The sequence below is a fragment of the Hamadaea sp. NPDC050747 genome, from assembly GCF_040654195.1.
Classification (GTDB): Bacteria; Actinomycetota; Actinomycetes; order Mycobacteriales; family Micromonosporaceae; genus Hamadaea.
In genome coordinates this window covers 532,443-551,533 of the sequence record NZ_JBFAHM010000003.1, presented here as the reverse complement: position 1 = coordinate 551,533, position 19,091 = coordinate 532,443, and the positions used below count along the sequence as shown (strand labels likewise).

17 protein-coding genes are annotated in these 19,091 nt (G+C 70.0%); 12 read left to right on the top strand and 5 right to left on the bottom strand.

The genetic code is table 11. The features are described from left to right. The first annotated feature begins 54 nt into the window (after nucleotides 1–54). The 10 genes from AB0H43_RS08895 (at nucleotide 55) to AB0H43_RS08850 (ending at nucleotide 13,091) form a co-directional block, all read left to right on the top strand. Nucleotides 55–1,893, top strand: coding sequence for a phosphoenolpyruvate carboxykinase (GTP) (locus AB0H43_RS08895; RefSeq protein WP_359998480.1), 1,839 nt, complete (start codon nucleotides 55–57; stop codon nucleotides 1,891–1,893). A 68-nt stretch (nucleotides 1,894–1,961) separates the two neighbouring features. Beyond that, nucleotides 1,962–2,417 (top strand): Rrf2 family transcriptional regulator, encoded by a 456-nt coding sequence (locus AB0H43_RS08890; RefSeq protein ID WP_359998478.1) that lies wholly within the window; start codon nucleotides 1,962–1,964, stop codon nucleotides 2,415–2,417. A gap of 53 nt (nucleotides 2,418–2,470) precedes the next feature. Then, nucleotides 2,471–3,244: an isoprenyl transferase gene (locus tag AB0H43_RS08885; RefSeq protein ID WP_359998477.1), complete on the top strand. Its 774-nt coding sequence runs from the start codon at nucleotides 2,471–2,473 to the stop codon at nucleotides 3,242–3,244. Between the two features lie 151 nt (nucleotides 3,245–3,395). Next, the gene (locus tag AB0H43_RS08880) at nucleotides 3,396–4,004 is read left to right on the top strand and encodes a lytic transglycosylase domain-containing protein (protein WP_359998475.1); all 609 of its coding nucleotides are present in this window, start codon (nucleotides 3,396–3,398) and stop codon (nucleotides 4,002–4,004) included. A 53-nt stretch (nucleotides 4,005–4,057) separates the two neighbouring features. Then, entirely contained in the window at nucleotides 4,058–5,377 is a 1,320-nt protein-coding gene (locus AB0H43_RS08875; RefSeq protein ID WP_359998473.1) for a PhoH family protein, read from the top strand. A gap of 168 nt (nucleotides 5,378–5,545) precedes the next feature. Further along, entirely contained in the window at nucleotides 5,546–6,190 is a 645-nt protein-coding gene (locus tag AB0H43_RS08870; RefSeq protein WP_359998471.1) for a lytic transglycosylase domain-containing protein, read from the top strand. Nucleotides 6,191–6,290: 100 nt separating this feature from the next. Next, nucleotides 6,291–9,956 (top strand): S8 family serine peptidase, encoded by a 3,666-nt coding sequence (locus AB0H43_RS08865; protein ID WP_359998469.1) that lies wholly within the window; start codon nucleotides 6,291–6,293, stop codon nucleotides 9,954–9,956. A gap of 114 nt (nucleotides 9,957–10,070) precedes the next feature. Then, nucleotides 10,071–11,105 carry a LuxR C-terminal-related transcriptional regulator gene (locus AB0H43_RS08860; RefSeq protein WP_359998467.1) on the top strand — a complete coding sequence of 345 codons (1,035 nt, stop codon included), beginning with the start codon at nucleotides 10,071–10,073 and terminating at the stop codon, nucleotides 11,103–11,105. Nucleotides 11,106–11,320: 215 nt separating this feature from the next. Beyond that, a complete protein-coding gene (locus tag AB0H43_RS08855) occupies nucleotides 11,321–12,109 on the top strand; it encodes a serine protease (protein WP_359998465.1) in 789 nt (262 codons plus the stop codon). Nucleotides 12,110–12,119: 10 nt separating this feature from the next. Then, nucleotides 12,120–13,091, top strand: a complete 972-nt coding sequence (locus AB0H43_RS08850; RefSeq protein WP_359998464.1) for an NAD(P)/FAD-dependent oxidoreductase — start codon at nucleotides 12,120–12,122, stop codon at nucleotides 13,089–13,091. Nucleotides 13,092–13,213: 122 nt separating this feature from the next. Here the strand turns inward: AB0H43_RS08850 and AB0H43_RS08845 are convergent, their stop codons facing one another. The 3 genes from AB0H43_RS08845 to glpX are packed head-to-tail and all read right to left on the bottom strand — an operon-like array spanning nucleotide 13,214 to nucleotide 15,920. Then, nucleotides 13,214–13,903, bottom strand: a complete 690-nt coding sequence (locus AB0H43_RS08845) for a WHG domain-containing protein (protein ID WP_359998462.1) — start codon at nucleotides 13,901–13,903, stop codon at nucleotides 13,214–13,216. Between the two features lie 27 nt (nucleotides 13,904–13,930). Continuing rightward, nucleotides 13,931–14,875: a DMT family transporter gene (locus AB0H43_RS08840; RefSeq protein ID WP_359998460.1), complete on the bottom strand. Its 945-nt coding sequence runs from the start codon at nucleotides 14,873–14,875 to the stop codon at nucleotides 13,931–13,933. 7 nt (nucleotides 14,876–14,882) lie between these two features. Next, nucleotides 14,883–15,920 carry a class II fructose-bisphosphatase gene (glpX, locus tag AB0H43_RS08835; protein WP_359998458.1) on the bottom strand — a complete coding sequence of 346 codons (1,038 nt, stop codon included), beginning with the start codon at nucleotides 15,918–15,920 and terminating at the stop codon, nucleotides 14,883–14,885. Nucleotides 15,921–16,056: 136 nt separating this feature from the next. Between glpX and AB0H43_RS08830 the strand changes: the two genes are divergently transcribed. Continuing rightward, the gene (locus tag AB0H43_RS08830) at nucleotides 16,057–16,617 is read left to right on the top strand and encodes a DUF4245 domain-containing protein (RefSeq protein ID WP_359998456.1); all 561 of its coding nucleotides are present in this window, start codon (nucleotides 16,057–16,059) and stop codon (nucleotides 16,615–16,617) included. Between the two features lie 17 nt (nucleotides 16,618–16,634). On the opposite strand, the gene AB0H43_RS08825 is transcribed toward AB0H43_RS08830, so the two are convergent. Both AB0H43_RS08825 and xseA read right to left on the bottom strand, forming a co-directional pair. Next, nucleotides 16,635–16,832: an exodeoxyribonuclease VII small subunit gene (locus AB0H43_RS08825; RefSeq protein WP_359998454.1), complete on the bottom strand. Its 198-nt coding sequence runs from the start codon at nucleotides 16,830–16,832 to the stop codon at nucleotides 16,635–16,637. Continuing rightward, the gene (gene xseA, locus AB0H43_RS08820; protein WP_359998452.1) at nucleotides 16,829–18,028 is read right to left on the bottom strand and encodes an exodeoxyribonuclease VII large subunit; all 1,200 of its coding nucleotides are present in this window, start codon (nucleotides 18,026–18,028) and stop codon (nucleotides 16,829–16,831) included. Before xseA ends, AB0H43_RS08825 begins: the two co-directional genes overlap by 4 nt. Nucleotides 18,029–18,044: 16 nt before the next feature. On the opposite strand from xseA, the gene AB0H43_RS08815 reads away from it, so the two are divergent. Then, nucleotides 18,045–19,013, top strand: coding sequence for a 4-hydroxy-3-methylbut-2-enyl diphosphate reductase (locus AB0H43_RS08815; protein ID WP_359998450.1), 969 nt, complete (start codon nucleotides 18,045–18,047; stop codon nucleotides 19,011–19,013). Nucleotides 19,014–19,091 lie beyond the last annotated feature (78 nt).

The window sequence follows — 19,091 nt, the reverse complement described above, 5'->3', positions numbered from 1 at the left end:
GGCGCCGCCCTACGACTTCCTTCCCGGTCAGTGTCGACCACATAGGAGAGAGCCATGACCGCTGCGACCGTCAGCTTGGGGCTGGAGAACGCCCCGACCACCCATCCGAAGCTGCTCGCCTGGGTACGCGAGGTCGCCGAGCTGACCACCCCCGACCGAATCGTCTGGTGCGACGGCTCGGACGCGGAGTGGACACGGCTCACCGACGACCTCGTCGAGGCGGGCACCCTGGTCCGGCTCAACCCCGAGATCAAGCCCAACTCGTTCTGGGCGCGTACCGATCCGACGGACGTCGCCCGGGTCGAGGAGCGCACCTTCATCTGCTCCGTCGACGAGGCGGACGCCGGTCCCACCAACAACTGGATGGCGCCGGCCGAGATGAAGCAGATCATGACCGACCTCTACCGGGGTTGCATGACCGGCCGCACGCTCTACGTCATCCCGTTCTGCATGGGCCCGCTGACCGCCGAGAAGCCGATGTTCGGCGTCGAGATCACCGACTCGGCGTACGTCGTCGCCTCGATGCGGGTGATGACCCGGATGGGCGCGCACGTCCTGGAGGCGATGGGCGACGACGCCGAGTTCGTGCACGCGCTGCACTCGGTCGGCGCGCCGTTGCAGCCCGGTGAGGCCGACGTCGAGTGGCCGTGCAGCCAGACGAAGTACATCACCCACTTCCCCGAGGAGCGGCTGATCTGGAGCTACGGCTCCGGCTACGGCGGCAACTCGCTGCTGGGCAAGAAGTGCTACTCGCTGCGGATCGGCTCGGTCATGGGCCGGGACGAGGGCTGGCTCGCCGAGCACATGCTGATCCTGCGGCTGACCAGCCCGGAGGGGAAGGTCTACCACGTCACGGGTGCGTTCCCCAGCGCCTGCGGCAAGACCAACCTGGCCATGCTGGAGCCGACGATCCCCGGCTGGAAGGTCGAGACGCTCGGCGACGACATCGCCTGGATGCGCTTCGGCGACGACGGCCGCCTGTACGCCGTCAACCCCGAGTACGGCCTGTTCGGCGTCGCCCCGGGCACGGACTACAAGACCAACCCGAACGCGATGCGCACCATCGCCAAGGGCAACTCGCTGTTCACCAACGTCGCGCTGACCGACGAGGGCGACATCTGGTGGGAAGGCATGGGTGAGCCGCCGGCGCACCTGATCGACTGGCACGGCAACGACTGGACGCCGGACTCCGGCGAGCTGTCGAGCCACCCGAACTCCCGCTTCTGCACGCCGATCAAGCAGTGCCCGATCCTGGCGGAGTCCTATGAGGACCCGGCTGGGGTGCCGATCGACGCCATCCTGTTCGGCGGCCGCCGCAAGACCACGATTCCGCTGGTCAGCGAGGCTCGTGACTGGGTGCACGGCGTGTTCCAGGGCGCGACGCTGTCGTCCGAGACGACGGCGGCCGCGGTGGGCCAGGTCGGCGTCGTCCGCCGCGACCCGATGGCGATGCTGCCGTTCATCGGCTACAACGCCGCCGACTACTTCGCCCACTGGATCGCGATGGGCAAGGGCGGCGGCCAGACCCCGGACGCGGCCATGCTGCCGAAGATCTTCTACGTGAACTGGTTCCGGCGGGGCGACGAGGGCCAGTTCCTGTGGCCCGGATACGGCGAGAACTCCCGCGTCCTGAAGTGGGTCGTCGAGCGGCTGGAGGGCCGCGCCGACGCCGTCGAGACGCCGGTCGGCTACGTCCCCACGCCGGAGGCGCTCGACGTCTCGGGTCTGGACCTCGACCCGGCCGACCTCATCGCCGCCCTGAAGGTGGACCCGGAGGAGTGGAAGGCGGAGATTCCGCAGATCACCGAATGGTTCGCCAAGTTCGGCGACAAGCTGCCGGGCGTACTCTGGGCCGAGCTCGACGCGCTCAAGGCCCGCCTCGGCGTCGAGTAGCAGCGAGGCGTCTCAGTCGCACGGCCGCCTCGTCCACCGCGGGGCGGCCGTTCACATAGGGTGTAACCGTGCAGATTTCCGCACGCGGCGAATACGCCGTCCGGGCCGCTCTGGAGCTGGCCGCCGCCTACCCCGCGACCATCTCCGCCCAGGCGTTGGCGGACGCCCAGGCGCTGCCTCGGAAGTTCCTCGAGGCGATCCTCGCCGACCTGCGTCGCGGCGGCATCGTGATCTCGATCCGGGGCGCCGAGGGCGGCTACAGCCTCACCCGGCCGCCGGGCGAGACGACGGTGGGTGCGGTGCTGCGCGCGGTCGACGGACCCCTCGCCGGCGTACGCGGTCATCGGCCCGAGCAGACGAGCTATTCCGGGACGGCCGAGCACCTGCCGACGCTCTGGGTCGCCGTGCGTGCCGCCGTACGCAACGTCGTCGATGAGGTGAACCTCAGCGACATCGTCAGCGGTCAGTTGCCCGATCCCGTGGTGGCGCTCACCAAGGCGCCGGATGCCTGGCAGTCCCGGTGAGGGACGGTCGCGATGAGGGATAGGCTGCCGCGATGAGGGATAGGCTGCCAGGCGTGAAGCCCGTTCGCGACCTGGTGTACTCGTTGTACGAGCGGCGCCTCGAGGGCAAGCTGATCAACAAGATCCGGCCCCGGCACGTCGGCGTGATGTGCGACGGCAACCGCCGCTGGGCCAAGGAGATGGGCTACGTCGATCCCAACGACGGGCACCGGGTGGGCGCCCGCCGGATCATCGATCTGCTGCGCTGGTGCGACGAGGCCGGCATCCCGCATGTGACCCTCTACCTGCTCGCCACCGACAACCTGCGCCGCCCGCCGGCCGAGCTGGACCCGCTGCTCCAGATCATCTCCGACCTGGCGACCGAGCTGGCCGAGGACGGCAACCCCTGGCGGCTGAAGATGGCCGGCGCGATGGACCTGCTGCCCGCCGGAAACGCGCTGACCCTCAAGGCGGCCGAGGGGAAGACGGCCGACCGGGTCGGCGGCGCGGTCGTGAACATGGCGGTCGGCTACGGCGGCCGCCGGGAGATCGCCGACGCCGTCCGGTCCCTGCTCCAGGAGCACGCCAAGGCCGGCGGCACCCTGGAGGAGCTGGCCGAGGTCCTGGACGTCGAGCACATCGCCGAGCACCTCTACACCAAGGGCCAGCCCGACCCGGACCTGATCATCCGGACGAGTGGCGAGCAGCGGCTGTCCGGCTTCCTGCTCTGGCAGTCCGCGCACTCCGAGTTCTACTTCTGCGACATGAACTGGCCGGACTTCCGGCACATCGACTTCCTCCGCGCGCTGCGGGCGTACGCCCATCGGCAGCGGCGCTTCGGCGCCTGAGCGAGCGATCGGAACCGGCTGGGTCCGAATCGCGAGGTACCGCACCGTGCGGTCGTGGCGCATTCCACAAAATTCGATGGTTCCTTGCCCCTGAGCTGCTCAGCGGCGAACGTCGTGCCGACCCCTGCACGACGAAAGGAAGGCATCCCCCATGCCTTACCCCCGCAAGATCATGGTCGGGCTGCTCGGTGCGGCGTTGTTCGCAGCCGGCGGGCTCGGCCTGGCGTTGACTCAGGATTCGGCCGACGACGAGGCCGTCGCGTCGATGCAAGCGGATCGCGCCGCCGGTGAGGCCGCCGATCGAAGTCTCGACCGGCTCACCGAGAGTCCCAGCGCGAGCCCGAGTCTGAGTCCCAGCACGAGCCCGACTCCGGCGGCGAAGCCGAGTCCGACCAGGACGGCCACGAGGACGGCGACTCCGAAGAAGACCGCGACGATCCCGGCGGCCTGCACTGCGTACTCCGGCAACAAGCTGATCGCCTGCAAGCTGCTGCCCGCGTACGGGTTCGCCTACAGCCAGATGACGCCCCTGGTGAAGCTGTGGAACCGGGAGAGCGGCTGGGACGAGACGGCGGAGAACTCCTCCTCTGGGGCGTACGGCATTCCGCAGGCGTTGCCTGGGAACAAGATGGCCACGGCCGGATCGGACTGGCGGACCAATCCGGCCACGCAGATCAAGTGGGGCCTCGGCTACATCAAGTCGGTCTATGGCTCGCCGTCGGCGGCCTGGGCTCACTCACAGTCCACTGGCTGGTACTAACTGTTACGGCGTGGGGTCTGGCGGAGGTGGCGGAAATGCCGCTAACGTGAGTCATGGTCGCCCCATCACAAGGCATCACCAGTGAGGGAACCAGGCACACATATGTGCTGGACACCTCCGTCCTCCTCGCCGATCCCGCGGCCGTCTTCCGATTCGCCGAGCATGACGTCGTGCTTCCACTCGTCGTCATCAGCGAACTGGAGGCGAAGCGCCATCACCCCGAACTCGGCTGGTTCGCCCGCGAGGCGTTGCGGCGCCTCGACGAGCTCCGGGTCCGGCACGGCCGCCTCGACCAGCCCCTGCCCATCACCGACGTGGGCGGGACTCTGCGGGTCGAGCTGAATCACGCCGATCCCATGCTGCTGCCCTCGGGTTTCCGGACCGGGACGAACGACGCGCGGATCCTGTCCGTGGCGCTCGGCCTGGCCGCCGAAGGCCGGCCGGTGACGCTGGTCAGCAAGGACATGCCGCTGCGGGTGAAGGCGGCCGCGGTCGGCCTGCCCGCCGACGAGTACCGGCACGGCCAGGCCGCCGACCCGACCTGGTCGGGCCTCGTGGAACTGGACGTCTCGTCGGAGGCGGTGGCGCGCCTCTACGAGGGGCACCCGATCGACGTCGACATCGAGCTGCCGGTCCACACCGGACTGGTGCTGCACAGCTCGAACGGCAGCGCCCTCGGGCGGATGCACGCCGACAAGACGGTGCGGCTCGTCCGCGGAGACCGGGAGGTCTTCGGCGTACGCGGTCGGTCGGCCGAGCAGCGGATCGCGATCGATCTGCTGCTGGACGACTCGATCGGGATCGTCTCGCTGGGCGGCCGGGCCGGAACCGGCAAGTCCGCCCTGGCCTTGTGCGCCGGGCTGGAACAGGCGATGGAGCGCCGCAAGCACAAGAAGGTGATCGTCTTCCGTCCCTTGTACGCCGTCGGCGGCCAGGAACTGGGTTACCTGCCCGGCAGTGAGTCGGAGAAGATGTCGCCCTGGGCGCAGGCCGTCTTCGACACGCTGGGCGCGGTCGTCCACGAGAACGTGATGGAAGAGGTGGAGGCGCGCGGGCTGGTCGAGGTCCTGCCGTTGACCCACATCCGCGGGCGGAGCCTGCACGACGCGTTCGTCATCGTCGACGAGGCGCAGTCGCTGGAGCGGGGCGTCCTGCTGACCGTCCTGTCCCGCATCGGGCAGGGCTCCCGGGTCGTGCTCACCCACGATGTCGCTCAGCGTGACAATCTGCGCGTCGGCCGGCACGACGGCGTGACGGCGGTGATCGAGGCGATGAAGGGCCATCCGCTCTTCGCCCACGTCACCCTGACGAGGTCCGAACGGTCCCCGATCGCCGAGATGGTCACCGATCTATTGGAGGATCTGCCCAACTAGGTCCATATTTGCGGCGTGACGCGGGCCACACTCGGTGGCCCGCGGGTCGCGTACGCGGGCTGACTTCGCCAGGGTGGGAGGTCGAGCCACGGCGGAACCCCCATAGAAACCCCCCGCTGAAGCATTCCCGCCGTGGTGGTCCTGTCGCCCCACGAAAGGGACTGCCCAGTGACGGTCAGTCGCATCGGTGTCCGCGTCGCAGCCCTCGCCCTCCTCGCCGTCGGTGTCACCGGTGGCATCTACCTGAACTCCGATTCGGACAGCCGGACCGGGAACGGTGGTTCGGAGGTCAGCGCGAACGCCGCCGAGAACGACATCCTCAAGCAGGACCTCGCCGAGTGGGCCAGCCTCACCGCCGAACAGAAGGCCAAGCAGGCCGAGGCGGCCGCGAAGGCCGCCGCCGAGGCGAAGGCCGCGGCCGAGCGGGCCAAGGCCGCCGAGGCCGAGGCGAGCCGCCGCACGGCCAACCGCACTCCGTACTACGGGCCGATTCCGAGCTCGTGCAAGTCGTACACGGGAGCGAAGGCGATCGGCTGTGCCGAGTTGCTGAAGGCGGGCTTCGGTCTCGACCAGATGCCGTGCCTGGACAAGTTGTGGACGCGCGAGAGCCACTGGAACTACAAGTCCTACAACTCCTCGTCCGGGGCGTACGGCATCCCGCAGGCGGTGCCCGGCAGCAAGATGGCCACCGTCGCCGACGACTGGAAGACCAACCCGGCCACGCAGATCATCTGGGGCCTGGGGTACATCAAGAACCGGTACAAGACGCCGTGCGGCGCCTGGCAGCACTCCGAGGACAAGGGCTGGTACTAGCCCGCCGAACCACCGCGACGGTGGCGACTTTGCGTCAAGACGCTTTGTCGCCACCGTCGATGCGTTGTCCGGAAGGTTGACCGGCCGGTAGACCTTCCGCATGTCATCCCCCTCGTCCTCGCGCCGATGGCGCGGACTCGTCGCGGCGGGCGCCACCCTCGCGATCGTCGCGACCGGGCTCACCGGACCGGGCAGTCCGGCGGCGGCCGACAAGCCCCGCCCAGCCGCCCAGCCGGTAGCGGCCAAGACGACCAAAGTCACCCTGGTGACCGGTGACGTGGTCACCGTCCGAACGCTGGCCGACGGCACCCAGACCGCCACCGTCGACCGCCCCGATTCCGCCACCGGCGGCGTACGCGTCATCACCGCCCACGGTGACCTCTTCGTCCTCCCGGACGAGGTCCTGCCGCTGATCGCCGCGAACAAAGTGGACAAGCGCCTGTTCGACGTCAGTGACCTCATCGAAATGGGGTACGACGACGCGCATTCGTCGGGCGTACCAGTGATCGCAAGCTATTCGAAGGGCCGAGCCGTCCCGGCCGCGCCGCGCGGCAGCAAGCTGACGCGCCGCCTGGCCGCGGTGAACGGCGCCGCGCTGACCGCGGAGAAGAAGCAGGCGCGGGCCTTCTGGGAGTCGGTGGCCCCGACGACCGGCAAGCTCACCGCGGGTGTCACGAAGCTGTGGCTGGACGGCAAGGTCAAGGTGCAGCTGGCCGAGAGCGTTCCGCAGATCGGCGCGCCGCAGGCGTGGGCGGCCGGGTACGACGGGCACGGCGTCAAGGTCGCGGTGCTCGACACCGGTGTCGACGCGACGCACCCGGACCTCGCGACGCAGGTCGACGAGAAGGTCAGCTTCGTGCCGGGCGAGGACACCTCCGACCTCAACGGCCACGGTACGCACGTCGCCTCGACCATCGTCGGCACCGGCGCGGCGTCGAGCGGCAAGTACAAGGGCGTGGCGCCGGGCGCCGACCTGATCGTCGGGAAGGTGCTCAACAACTCCGGCGAGGGCGCCGACTCCTGGATCATCGCCGGGATGGAGTGGGCCGCGCAGTCCGGCGCGACCGTGATCAGCATGAGCCTGGGCAGCACCGAGGTCTCCGACGGCACCGACCCGATGGCGGTCGCCGTGGACCAGTTGTCGGCGCAGTACGGCTCGCTGTTCGTGATCGCCGCCGGCAACTACGGCCCGCAGACGATCGGCTCGCCTGGCTCGGCCGCGTCGGCGCTGACCGTCGGGGCAGTCGACAAGAGCGACACGCTGGCGTACTTCAGCTCGACCGGTCCACTGTGGAAGACGGGCGGCCTCAAGCCGGACCTCACCGGTCCTGGGGTGGATATCACCGCGGCGCGGTCGCAGCAGCAGTCGCCGGCCGAGGGCGACGGGATGTACTGGACGATCTCGGGCACGTCGATGGCCACCCCGCACGTCGCGGGCGCGGCCGCGATCCTGAAGCAGCGGCACAAGGACTGGTCCGGCCCCCGCCTCAAGGACGCGCTGATGAGCAGCGCGAAGGGCCTGGCCGACTGGTACACGCCGTTCGAGGTGGGCACCGGCCGGGTGGACGTCGCGAACGCGATCACCACGACCGTGGACGCCACCGGCTCGCTCTCCTACGGCATGTACGCCTGGCCGCACGACTCGTCGCAGCAGCCCACGGCCAAGTCGGTGACCTTCCGGAACAGCGGAGCAGCCGCCGTTACCCTCAACCTGGCGATCACGGGGGGCGGCCCGTTCAGCGTCGCGCAGAGCAGCGTGACAGTGCCGGCGCAGGGCGAGGCGACGGTGCAGGTCACCGGCGACCCGACGGCGGACGGCGCGGGCACGTTCTCGGGTCTGCTGCTCGGAACCGACGCCGCCACGGGCACCGTCGTCACGCGTACGGGGTTGGGCATGGTCAAGGAGGACGAGCGGTACGACCTCACGATTCGGCTCCGCGACCGGTCGGGCAATCCGGCCGCCGGGTACGTGGTGCTCAACAAGGCCGGCGACTGGTGGCCCGGAGTGGCGTACGTCGACGGGGACATGACGTTCCGGATGGAACCCGGCACGTACACCGTCGAGACGGCGATCGACGTCGCCGGGGACCACGCCGACGAGCAGGGCATCGCGCTGATGGTCGCGCCGCAGGTCGACCTGACCGCCAGCCGGGAGGTCGTCCTCGACGCGAGCAAGGCCCGCAAGGTCGACATCGAGGCGCCGCAGCGGGCCGAGGACCGGCAGCGTCTGCTCGACTACCAGGTCGAGTACGGCGACGGCACCTCGTTCCGGGACGCCGTCCTGATGCCTGTCATGTACGACGACGCGTACGCGTTGCCGACGGAGCCGGTGGCGAAGGGGTCCTTCACCCTCGACACCTCCTACCGCCAGGGCGAGCCCATGCTGGGCCTGACCGGACTGGGCGGCCTGCTCCGGTTCGACACCGTCGTGCAGCCGGGCAGCCCGCTGACGGCCGGCAGCGCCACGCTCGGCGTGGTCTACGCGGGAAAGGGGTCCGCCGAGGACTTCGCGAAGGTCACCGCGCGCGGCAAGATCGCCGTGGTGCAGCGCTCCGACGACGTCGCACCGGCCGACCGGGCCGCGAACGCGTCGGCGGACGGCGCGAAGCTGCTCGTCGTGGTGAACGACGGCGCCGGCCGGCTCAACGAGTACTACGAGGGCGCCACCATCCCGGTCGCGACCGTGCACCGGGATCTCGGCCAGGTGCTCACCGCGCTGGCCAAGTCGGGCCTCGCCCGGCTGACCGCCAAGCAGGTCCCGTATGCCACCTACATCTACGACCTCGCGAAGGTCTACACCGGGCAGATCCCGGACGCCGAGCTGGCGTACCGCCCGACGTCGGCGCAGCTGGCCAAGATCGAGGCCCGCTACCACGCGACCGAGGACGTCGAGGGCGGCGGCTTCCGGTACAACCTGACCTTCAGCACCGCGGTCGGGTTCTTCGAACGGGAGTGGTACCCCGGCGTCCGGACCGAGTGGGTCAGCCCGGGCATCCGCTATCACGAGTCCCACGGTCAGGGCGAATGGGAGGACCGCGGTTACGTCAACACCTACCGCGCGGGCACCACGACCACGCTGAACTGGTTCGCGCCCGTCGTGCATCCGTCGTTCGGCGAGGGCTACTCCGTCCGCAATGCCCGGTGGCAGGACTACCTGACGCTCAACGTGCAGGCCTGGACCGCCTCGGGCGAGGTGATCGACCACGGTGGCTCGATCGGCTGGGCGGTCGTGCCCGAACACCTGTGGCTCTACCAGGGCGACACGCTCATCAAGGAGAACACCCAGAGTTCCGACATCCAGTGGCAGGAGGTGCCGGCCGGGAACAAGCCGTACAAGCTGATCCTGGACGCGTCCCGGGACTCGGTGTTGTCGACCCGCACCCACACCGAGTGGGAGTTCTTCTCCGACACTGTGGACAGCGACGACTTCGAGCCGCTCGCCTTGCTGGAGCTGAACTACCTCGCCCAGACCGATCTCCGGGGCAACCTGCCGGCCGGGGCGCGGCAGCCGATCACCCTCACCGCCGGTCCCCAGGCCGGTGGCGGCGGTGACGCGGTCGGCAAGGTCACCTCGGTCACCCTGGAGGTCTCCTACGACGACGGTGCGACCTGGCAGAAGGTGAGCCTGCGCAACGAGTCCGGGAAGTGGACCGGTGACCTGCGCCTGCCGCGCCAGGCCGGGTTCGCCTCGGTCCGCGCCACGGCGGTCACCGACGCCGGATACACCATCAAGCAAGAGGTCATCCGGGCCTACGGAATCCGCTGACCCGGCTCGACGGCGGGGTGGGGCCGATCGGTCCCACCCCGCCCGTGATCACAGCATCATCACAGCTCGCCCAGGGGGTTCCGCGTGGTGCTCGCGGTTCGTATCGTGCGGTCCATGCTCACCGCGCTGGGCCTCGCCGAGGACGAGGAGCGGCTCTACCGCACCCTGGTCACCCTGCCCGGCCCGGTCACCGCCGCGGAACTGCAGGCCGGAGCCGGTCTCCCGGCCGCCGTCGTGCTCGGTCTCCTCGGCTCGCTCACCGCCCGGGGGCTCGTCCTCTGCGAAGCCGAGGGGTCCCCCGTCGAACCGGCGGAGCCGGGCGATGAAGGCCGTCACGAGCCTTCAGGACGGGACCGGTACGCCGTCGCACCGCCCGCCGTCGCGTTGGGCGCGTTGCTGCGCCAGCAGCGGGACGACCTGCGCTCGGCCGAGACCGAACTCGTGGCGCTGGCCGAGGCGCACCGGCTCGCCACGATCGGGCGTACGGCGGGAGACGTGATCGAGGTGATCACCGGAACCGACGCCGTCCGCCACCGATTCGCCCAGGTGCAGCACGCCGCCCGAATCGAGGTCCGGTCGATGGTGGTGCCCAACTCGACCGTGGTGCCGCCGGGGGAGAACGCGGCCGAACCGGTGTCGATGGCGCGCGGCGTCCGCTACCGGGTCATCGTCGACCGCGCCTTCTTGGAGATGCCGGGCGGGCACCAGATCATCGCCGAGGCGATCGAGGAGGGGGAAGAGGTCCGGTTCGTCGACAAGGTGCCGATCAAGATGATCATCGCCGACCGGGAACTGGGCATGCTGCCCCTGCTGCAGGATCAGAACACCGCGCCCGCCTCCGTCTTGGTGCAGGCCAGCGGCGTACTGGACGCCATGATCGCGCTCTACGAAGAGGTCTGGCAGCGAGCCCGGCCGGTACGCGTGCACGCCGACGCCACGGTCGGCATCGAGGCCGGTGACGACCTCGAAGACGTCGATCGCCAGATCCTCATGCTGCTCCTGGCCGGGCTCACCGACCACGCCATCGCGGGAAGCCTGGCGCTGTCGGCCCGGACGGTGCAACGGCGGATCCGGCACCTCATGGATCTGGCCGGCGTGACCACCCGAGTCCAGCTCGGCTTCCACGCCGCTCGCAAGGACTGGGCCTGACCCCACCCTGGCCCCCTGCACCCCACCTTTCCGGCCGATACCTTTTCCGGCCGATCATGAACCTTCGGCCATGATCGACTGGCGTGTCGTGTCCCCGGCATCCTGATCGATTCCCGGCGATCATGATCAACGGGGGTGGAGGCGGTGACCCCGGCGGCTCGGCGGCGTTATGCCGAGTGAGGCCGATCTTGCGTACGGGGGTTGCGATGCGGCGGTTGACGATCTGGGTCCTGGCCGCGGCACTGCTCGGGCTGTACGCGCCGAGTCTGGCCTACGCGACGCCCGATCGGCGGAATCGGACCGAGGTCGTCGGCGGAACCCTCGCCCGGGGCGGCGACTTCCCCTGGGTCGTCCACCTGTCGGTCTCGTGTGCCGGTGCGCTGGTCCGGCCCCGGTTCGTCCTCACCGCGGCGCACTGCGCCGGGGCGACCGGGAAGAACACGAAGATCCGGGTGTCCGCCGGTACGCCCGACCTCAGGGACCCGCGCGCGAAGGTGGTGAACAGCGTTTACGTGCACCGGGCGCCCGGATTCAGCGGAGTCACGGGTGGCCGCGACTGGGCCGTCATCAAACTGCGGGACCCGCTGAACCTGCCGACGCTCCGGCTCAGCGGGGGCGGAGACGACTACGGCACCTTCACGATCATGGGCTGGGGGACCACCAGCGAGAACTCCTTCACCGCCGAGCGGCGGCTGCGGACGGCGAAGGTGCCGATGGTCGCCGACGGGGCCTGCTCCGACGCGTACGCCGAAGCCGGGTACGACTTCCACCCGGACGAGATGATCTGCGCGGGCGACATACGCCGTGGCGGCGTCGACACCTGTCAGGGCGACTCCGGCGGCCCGATGGTGAAACGTGCCCATGACGGCCAGTTCGTCGAGATCGGCATCGTCAGCTGGGGAGTCGGCTGCGCTCGCAAGGCGTACCCAGGGGTCTACACCGAGGTCTCGCATTTCGCCGATGCCATCCGGAAGGCCATGGACGACCTCGATCGAGTGCCCTAGCGTCTGGGGTATGAGCGACATCGATGTGGCGATCATCGGGGCCGGTCCGACCGGGCTCTTCGCCGCGTACTACGCGGGCTTCCGCGGCCTGTCGACGGTCGTGGTCGACGCGCTGCCCGAGCCGGGCGGGCAGATCACGGCGATGTACCCCGAGAAGCTCATCTTCGACGTCGCCGGCTTCCCCGCCGTCCGGGGCCGGGAGCTGGTCGCCAACCTGGTCGAGCAGGCCGCTCAGTACTCGCCGGTGTACCGTCTCGGCGTCCAGGCCGGCACCCTGACCTACGCCGGGGACCAGCCGGTCCTCAGCCTCAATGACGGCGAATCCTTCACGTGTGGCGCGGTGATCATCACGGGCGGACTCGGTTCTTTCAAGCCAAGGCCGTTGCCCGCCGCCGACGTGTTCACCGGCGAGGGCCTCGTCTACTTCGTCCCGCACCTGGCCGACCTGGCCGGGCACGACGTCGTCATCGTCGGCGGCGGCGACTCCGCGTTCGACTGGGCGCTCGCGCTCCACGACGTGGCCGCGAGCGTGACCTTGGTCCACCGCCGGGACAAGTTCCGCGCGCATGCCGCCACTGTGGACCGCGTACGCGAACTGCCGGTGAGCATCCTGGTCAACTCGCAGGTGACGAAGATCGTCGGCAACGGCGTCGTCGAGGCGGTCGAGATCAGCGGGCCCGACGGTACGCGTACGCACAAGGCGACGGTGATCGTCGCGGCGCTCGGCTTCACCGCGGACCTCGGGCCGATCGGGACCTGGGGGTTGGCCCTGGAGAAGCGGCACATCACGGTCGACTCCACGATGGCCACGAACCTGCCGCGAGTCTTCGCGGCGGGCGACATCGTGGAGTACCCGGGCAAGGTCCGGCTGATCGCGACGGGGTTCGGCGAGGCCGCGACCGCGGTGAACAACGCCGCGGTCGTTATCAACCCCGACGCGCACCTGTTCCCGGGCCACTCGTCCGGCGGCTCCGCCGACTAGTTCGTGCGGCGTGCCTTCTCGGCCGCTGGATCAGGGTTCTCGGTCGAATCTTGGGCCAAGATTCGACCCGGATCCCTGATCCAGCGCCAAGCGGGGCCGAGCGAGCCCGACGCGCCGAGCGGCTAGCGGAGGCCCATGTAGTCGGCCATCTCGGTGAGCTGGTGCTCCAGGATGGCGGCCGGGTCGAGCAGAGGTGGCCCGGAGCGCCCGAACAGCTCGAAGCCGATCGAGCCGAACACCGTCGCCCACGCGGTGAGCAGGCGGAAGACGACCGGTTCGGGCAGCTCGGCGAAGAAGGTCTCGCGCAGCCGGGCGACTTCCTCGCGAGTCGAGCGGGACAGCCGCTCGCCCGGCGTCGGGCGCAGGACGCCGGCTGCGACGGCGTCGGCGAGGATCCGGCCGGCCACCCGGATCGGGCGCATCGACGGCTCGACGGTCTCCTCGGGCGCCTTGTAGCCGGGCGCGGGCGGGCCGTAGAGCAGCGCCCATTCCGGCTGGTGCGCGTCGGCCCAGGTACGCAGTTCCCGCCCGACGGCGATCCAGCGTCCCCTGTGGTCGTTCGCGGGGACCGAGCCGTCGGCGGAGTCGATCGCGTCGCCCAGCGCGTTGTACGCGTCGATCTGGAGCGCGGTCAGCAGTTCGTCGCGGCTGGCGAAGTAGCGGTAGACGGCCGACGAGACCATGCCCAGTTCCCGGGTGACCGCCCGGAGCGAGAGGTTCGTCCCGTCGGACGCGAGGTGGCGCTGGGCGATCGCCTTGATCTCGGCGATCATCTCGGCGCGTGCGCGAGTACGGACGGAGGCGGCTGTCATGGTCCACAACCTAGCAGAGCACTGCTCTCACGCATCTCGAGGAGCCCGGGGAATCGCCGCGATTCCCACTGCGACCAGCGTCAATACCGCGCCTGCGAGGGTCGCGGTGTCGAGGTGCTCGGTGCCGGCCGGGGCGACCACATCGAGCAGGACCGCTCCGCCGATCTGCCCGGCGATCATGCCCAATCCGAGCAGCAGTACGCCGATGTGCCGCACCAGCGCGGCGGCGATCGCGATGAAGATGATGCCGAGGGTGCCGCCGACGTAGTACCAAGGTTCACCGGGCAACGACCCGGTCGGGCGACCCTGGACGGCGGTCCAGACGCCGAAGGTGATGAGCAACGCGGTCGTGCCGACGATGAAGTTGATGAAGGTGGTCGCGACGACGCCGTCGGACACCTGGCGTACGCGCCCGTTCATGGCCTGCTGCCAGGCCGACCCGGCCCCGGCGAGCACCGGCAGGATGGCGAGGCCGAGGGCGCCCGGCGTACTGATGCGACCGGAGACGGCGAGCACGACGGCGGCCACCGTCAACGCGGTGCCGATCGCCCGGGTGAGCGTGATCGGGCGCGGCCCGCCCGGCGCCAGTCCGGCCCGGTCGACGAGCAGGCTGCTCACCGACTGCCCGGCGACGATGGCGACGGTGAACAGGGCGACGCCCAGCGAACCGACGGTGAGCCCCTGTGAGGCCACGAGAAACGCCCCGCACGCTCCACCGGCACACTCCCACCAGCGCAGATCACCCTTGCGGAGCAGCGTGCGCACGCGGGCCAGGCCGGTCCGGGCCGGCTTGAAGAACAGCAGCGCGACCGTCAGGATGATGAGCCCGGAGCCGAACGACACGACCGCGGCGGCGACTCCACTGTGGAGCCGACCGGCGAGCGCGCCGTTGACCCGGGACTGAGCGGCGACACCGGCCCCGCCCGCGACGGCGAGAGCGACCCCGCCGAGTCGCGCGTACTTGTTGATCACAGGAGAGTCATAGCGCACCGGGCTCCGCGTCGCCCAGCGGGCGTCCGTCGAAGTCGACCACGGAGTACAAGCTGATCTTCTCCAGCCGGTGGTAGGAGTCGATGACCCGGATGGTGCCCGACTTCGACCGCATCACCAGCGACTGCGTGTACGCCGTCCCGGCACGGTAGCGGACGCCCCGGACGAGGTCGCCGGAGGTGACGCCGGTCGCCACGAAGAAGATGTTCTCCCCGCGGACGAGGTCGTCGGTGGTCAGCACCCGATCCAGGTCGTGCCCGGCGGCCAGGGCCTTCTCCCGTTCGGCGTCGTCGCGAGGCCACAGCTTCGCCTGGATCGCGCCGCCCATGCACTTGAGCGCGCACGCGGCGGTGATGCCTTCCGGCGTACCGCCGATGCCCATCAGAACGTCCACATCGGACTGATCCCGGGCCGCGCTGATCGCCCCGGCGATGTCGCCGTCGGAGATGAACCGGATGCGCGCTCCGGTCTGGCGTACCTCCTCGACGAGCTGCGCGTGCCGCGGCCGGTCGAGGATGCAGACGGTGACATCGGACAGGCCGGCCTTCTTGACCTGGGCGATCCGGCGCAGGTTCTCCTTCACGCCCGCGTTGATGTCGATGACGTCGGCGCAGTCCGGGCCGACCGCGAGCTTCTCCATGTAGAAGACGGCGCTCGGGTCGAACATCGCGCCCCGCTCGGCCACCGCCAGCACGGCCAGCGCGTTCGGCATGCCCTTGCTCATCAGCGTGGTTCCGTCGATGGGATCGACCGCCACGTCGACCTCGGGGCCGGTGCCGTCGCCGACCTGCTCGCCGTTGAACAGCATCGGGGCGTTGTCCTTCTCGCCCTCACCGATCACCACGACACCGCGCATGGGGAGCGAGTTGATCAGCTTCCGCATGGCGTCGACGGCGGCTCCGTCGCCACCCTCCTTGTCGCCTCGGCCCACCCAGCGACCGGCCGACATGGCGGCCGCCTCGGTGACGCGCACGAGATCCAGCGCGAGGTTCCGGTCAAGATCTTGGGGAGTACGCGTACCGGCCATGATTCGCCCTTCCTCGCCACACTGCGGGGTTGTTGGGAATGCTGCCATCCTCACATGTCAACGGCGTGAACGCTCGTTCGGGCCGGACTTTGCCCGTCCGCGTACGCCGGTCGGCGGCGCTGTCATACTGGCCAGCGTGACTACCAGCGCCGCCACCGACAGCAGCCAGGACGAGGTCGCCCGGACGGCCGCCGAGGCCGCCAAGCGCGTACGCCGTCCCCGGGACATGGCGCTGTCGCTGGCTGTGCTGTTCGTCCCGATCCTGCTGGTTCTCGGCGTCGGGCGCTTCCTTTACGGCGATTCCACGACCGCCACGGTCGACCCGGCCGTCGCCCTGTCCGGTGCGGCCCGTACCAGCATGTCCCCGCTTCCGCAGGGCCAGGTCCCGCCGGACTGGAAGGTGGTCAGCGCGGCTTACCGCGACGGTGTGCTGCGGCTCGGCTACCTGACGGACGCCGACAAAGGCGTACAGCTCGTGCAGGGGCGAGGCGACGCCGCAGCCTTCATCCGGGCGGAGTTGACCGCATCGGCGAAGCAGCAGGGCGCGATGGAGGTCGCCGGGGCCGACTGGCAGCGCTGGACCGGGCGGCCCGGAGAGTCGGCCCTGGTCCGCACGACCGGCGACGTCACGATGATCGTCGTCGGCCCGGTCGGCGAATCGGATCTCGTGAAGCTCGTCACAGCCGTCCAGGGTTAGCGAGCTGGCCTAGCGAGCTACTCGGCCGCCGCGCGGGCGGCGTCGAGCCGGGCCCGGGCGCCGTCGAGCCACTTCTGGCAGACCGACGCCAGCTGCTCACCGCGTTCCCAGAGCGACAGCGACTCCTCCAGGGTGATGCCGCCGGTCTCCAGCTTCTCGACGACGGTGGCCAGTTCGGCGCGGGCCTGCTCGTAGGAGAGGGACTCCTCAGTCATCCGCTCACCGTAACGTCCAGCGTCCCGTCGGCGAGCCGCACCCGCAGCGGGTCGCCGGCCGAAGCCTCCTGGGCAGCCCGGACGACATGCCCGTCGGGGGTCTGCACGATGGCGTAGCCCCGGGCCAGGGTGGCCGACGGCGACAGCGCCCGCAGACGCGCCAAGGTGTGGCCCAGCTCGGCATCCGCCCTGGTCAGACGATGATCGACAGTACGCCGCGCGCGCTCCACAGCGGTGGTGACCTCCCCGGCGAGGCGGTCGAGCAGCGCGGTCGGCCGGGCCAGGCTGGGCCGCGACCGCAGGGCGTCCAGCCGATGCTGCTCCCGGTCGATCCGGTTGCGCACCGCCCGGTCGAGCCGCCCGCGTGTGACGTTGAGCCCGCGCTGCTCCTCCGACAGATCCGGGACGACGCGCTTGGCGGCGTCGGTCGGCGTCGACGCCCGGACGTCGGCGACGTAGTCCACGAGCGGCGTGTCGGGCTCGTGGCCGATCGCCGAGATCACCGGCGTGCGGCAGGCGAACACCGCCCGGCACAACGCCTCGTCGGAGAAGGGCAGCAGATCCTCGAACGAGCCACCGCCGCGGGCCAGGATGATCACGTCAACCGAGTCGTCTCGGTCGAGTGCCTGCAACGCGCCCACGATGTCGGTGACCGCGTTGACGCCCTGGACCGCCACGCTGACCACGCGGAAGTCGATCGCGGGCCAGCGGCGCTGGGCGTTGGTCAGCACGTCGCGCTCGGCGGCGCTGCCCCGGCCGGTGATCAGGCCGATCCGTTGGGGAAGGAACGGCGGGCGGCGTTTGCGCCGGGGGTCGAACAGTCCTTCGGCCTCCAGCAGTTTGCGCAGCCGCTCGATCCGGGCCTTCAACTCACCCTCGCCGACCTGGCGGATCTCGTCGGCTCGCAGCGACAGGGTGCCGCGAGTCGCGTACCACTCGGGCTTGGCGTGGACGACCACCCGCGCGCCGTCGGTGAGCGCGGGGTCGACCACCTCGCGTGGGGCTGTCACCGTAAGGCTGATATCTGCGGACGAATCGCGGAGCGTGAGAAAGACGGTGCTCATTCCCGGACGCCGCCCGATCTGGGCGATTTGTCCGTCAATCCAGAGCCAGCCAAGGCGTCCGATCCACTGGCCGATGTTGTGGCTCACCTTACGCACCGGCCACGGTTCCTCAGGGCTGCTCGTCACCGGCACAGCCTAAGATGGTCGGGTGACAACTCCTCGCAAGCGCGTCCTTCTGGCCAAGCCCCGCGGCTACTGCGCGGGGGTCGACCGCGCGGTCCAGACCGTCGAGCGCGCGCTGGAGACCTATGGGGCCCCGATCTACGTCCGCAAACAGATCGTGCACAACAAGCACGTCGTGAGCGAGCTCGAGAAGCGCGGCGCGATCTTCGTCGAGGAGAACGAGGAGGTCCCCGAGGGGGCGACCGTGATCTTCTCGGCCCACGGCGTCGCGCCGGTGGTCTACGAGGAGGCCAAGGAGCGCAACCTGCGGGCGATCGATGCGACCTGCCCGCTGGTCACCAAGGTGCACCACGAGGCCCGCCGGTTCGCCGCCGACGACTACGACATCCTGCTCATCGGCCACGAGGGGCACGAGGAGGTCATCGGCACCTCCGGCGAGGCGCCCGAGCACATCCAGCTGGTCGACGGCCCGGACGGCGTCGACAAGGTGACCGTCCGCGACCCCTCGAAGGTCGTGTGGCTGTCCCAGACCACCCTCAGCGTGGACGAGACGCTGGAGACGGTCGCCCGGCTCAAGCAGCGGCTGCCGCTGCTGCAGTCGCCGCCCAGCGACGACATCTGCTACGCCACGCAGAACCGGCAGCAGGTCGTGAAGCAGATCGCGCCCGAGTGCGACGTCGTGATCGTCGTCGGGTCGCGCAACTCCTCCAATTCCGTACGCCTCGTCGAGGTGGCGGTGGACGCGGGCGCCCGCGCCGGCTACCTTGTCGACTTCGCGCACGAGATTCAGGACGAGTGGCTGGACGGCGCGACGACGGTGGGCCTCTCGTCGGGGGCGAGCGTGCCGGAGGACCTCGTCACCGATGTGCTCCACCACCTGGCCGCGCGCGGATTCGGGGAGGTCGAGGAGATCCTCGCCGCCGAGGAGCGCCTGGTCTTCTCGCTGCCGCAGGAACTCAAGCGCGACATGAAGGCCGCCGCCGCTCAGCGCTGATCGCGCCCGGCGCGTCACTGACGCGCTGCGGTCGGCCGATGATCCACATCCCGTTTCGTGTCGCCTACGGGCCCGCTT

Excerpts from the sequence above, each read along its gene's own strand:
- AB0H43_RS08895 (WP_359998480.1), top strand. The coding sequence starts at position 55 with ATGACCGCTGCGACCGTCAGCTTGGGGCTGGAGAACGCCCCGACCACC.
- AB0H43_RS08880 (WP_359998475.1), top strand. The coding sequence starts at position 3,396 with ATGCCTTACCCCCGCAAGATCATGGTCGGGCTGCTCGGTGCGGCGTTG.
- AB0H43_RS08875 (WP_359998473.1), top strand. The coding sequence starts at position 4,058 with ATGGTCGCCCCATCACAAGGCATCACCAGTGAGGGAACCAGGCACACA.
- AB0H43_RS08865 (WP_359998469.1), top strand. The coding sequence starts at position 6,291 with ATGTCATCCCCCTCGTCCTCGCGCCGATGGCGCGGACTCGTCGCGGCG.
- AB0H43_RS08860 (WP_359998467.1), top strand. The coding sequence starts at position 10,071 with ATGCTCACCGCGCTGGGCCTCGCCGAGGACGAGGAGCGGCTCTACCGC.
- AB0H43_RS08850 (WP_359998464.1), top strand. The coding sequence starts at position 12,120 with ATGAGCGACATCGATGTGGCGATCATCGGGGCCGGTCCGACCGGGCTC.
- AB0H43_RS08845 (WP_359998462.1), bottom strand. The coding sequence starts at position 13,903 with ATGACAGCCGCCTCCGTCCGTACTCGCGCACGCGCCGAGATGATCGCC.
- glpX (WP_359998458.1), bottom strand. The coding sequence starts at position 15,920 with ATGGCCGGTACGCGTACTCCCCAAGATCTTGACCGGAACCTCGCGCTG.
- AB0H43_RS08825 (WP_359998454.1), bottom strand. The coding sequence starts at position 16,832 with ATGACTGAGGAGTCCCTCTCCTACGAGCAGGCCCGCGCCGAACTGGCC.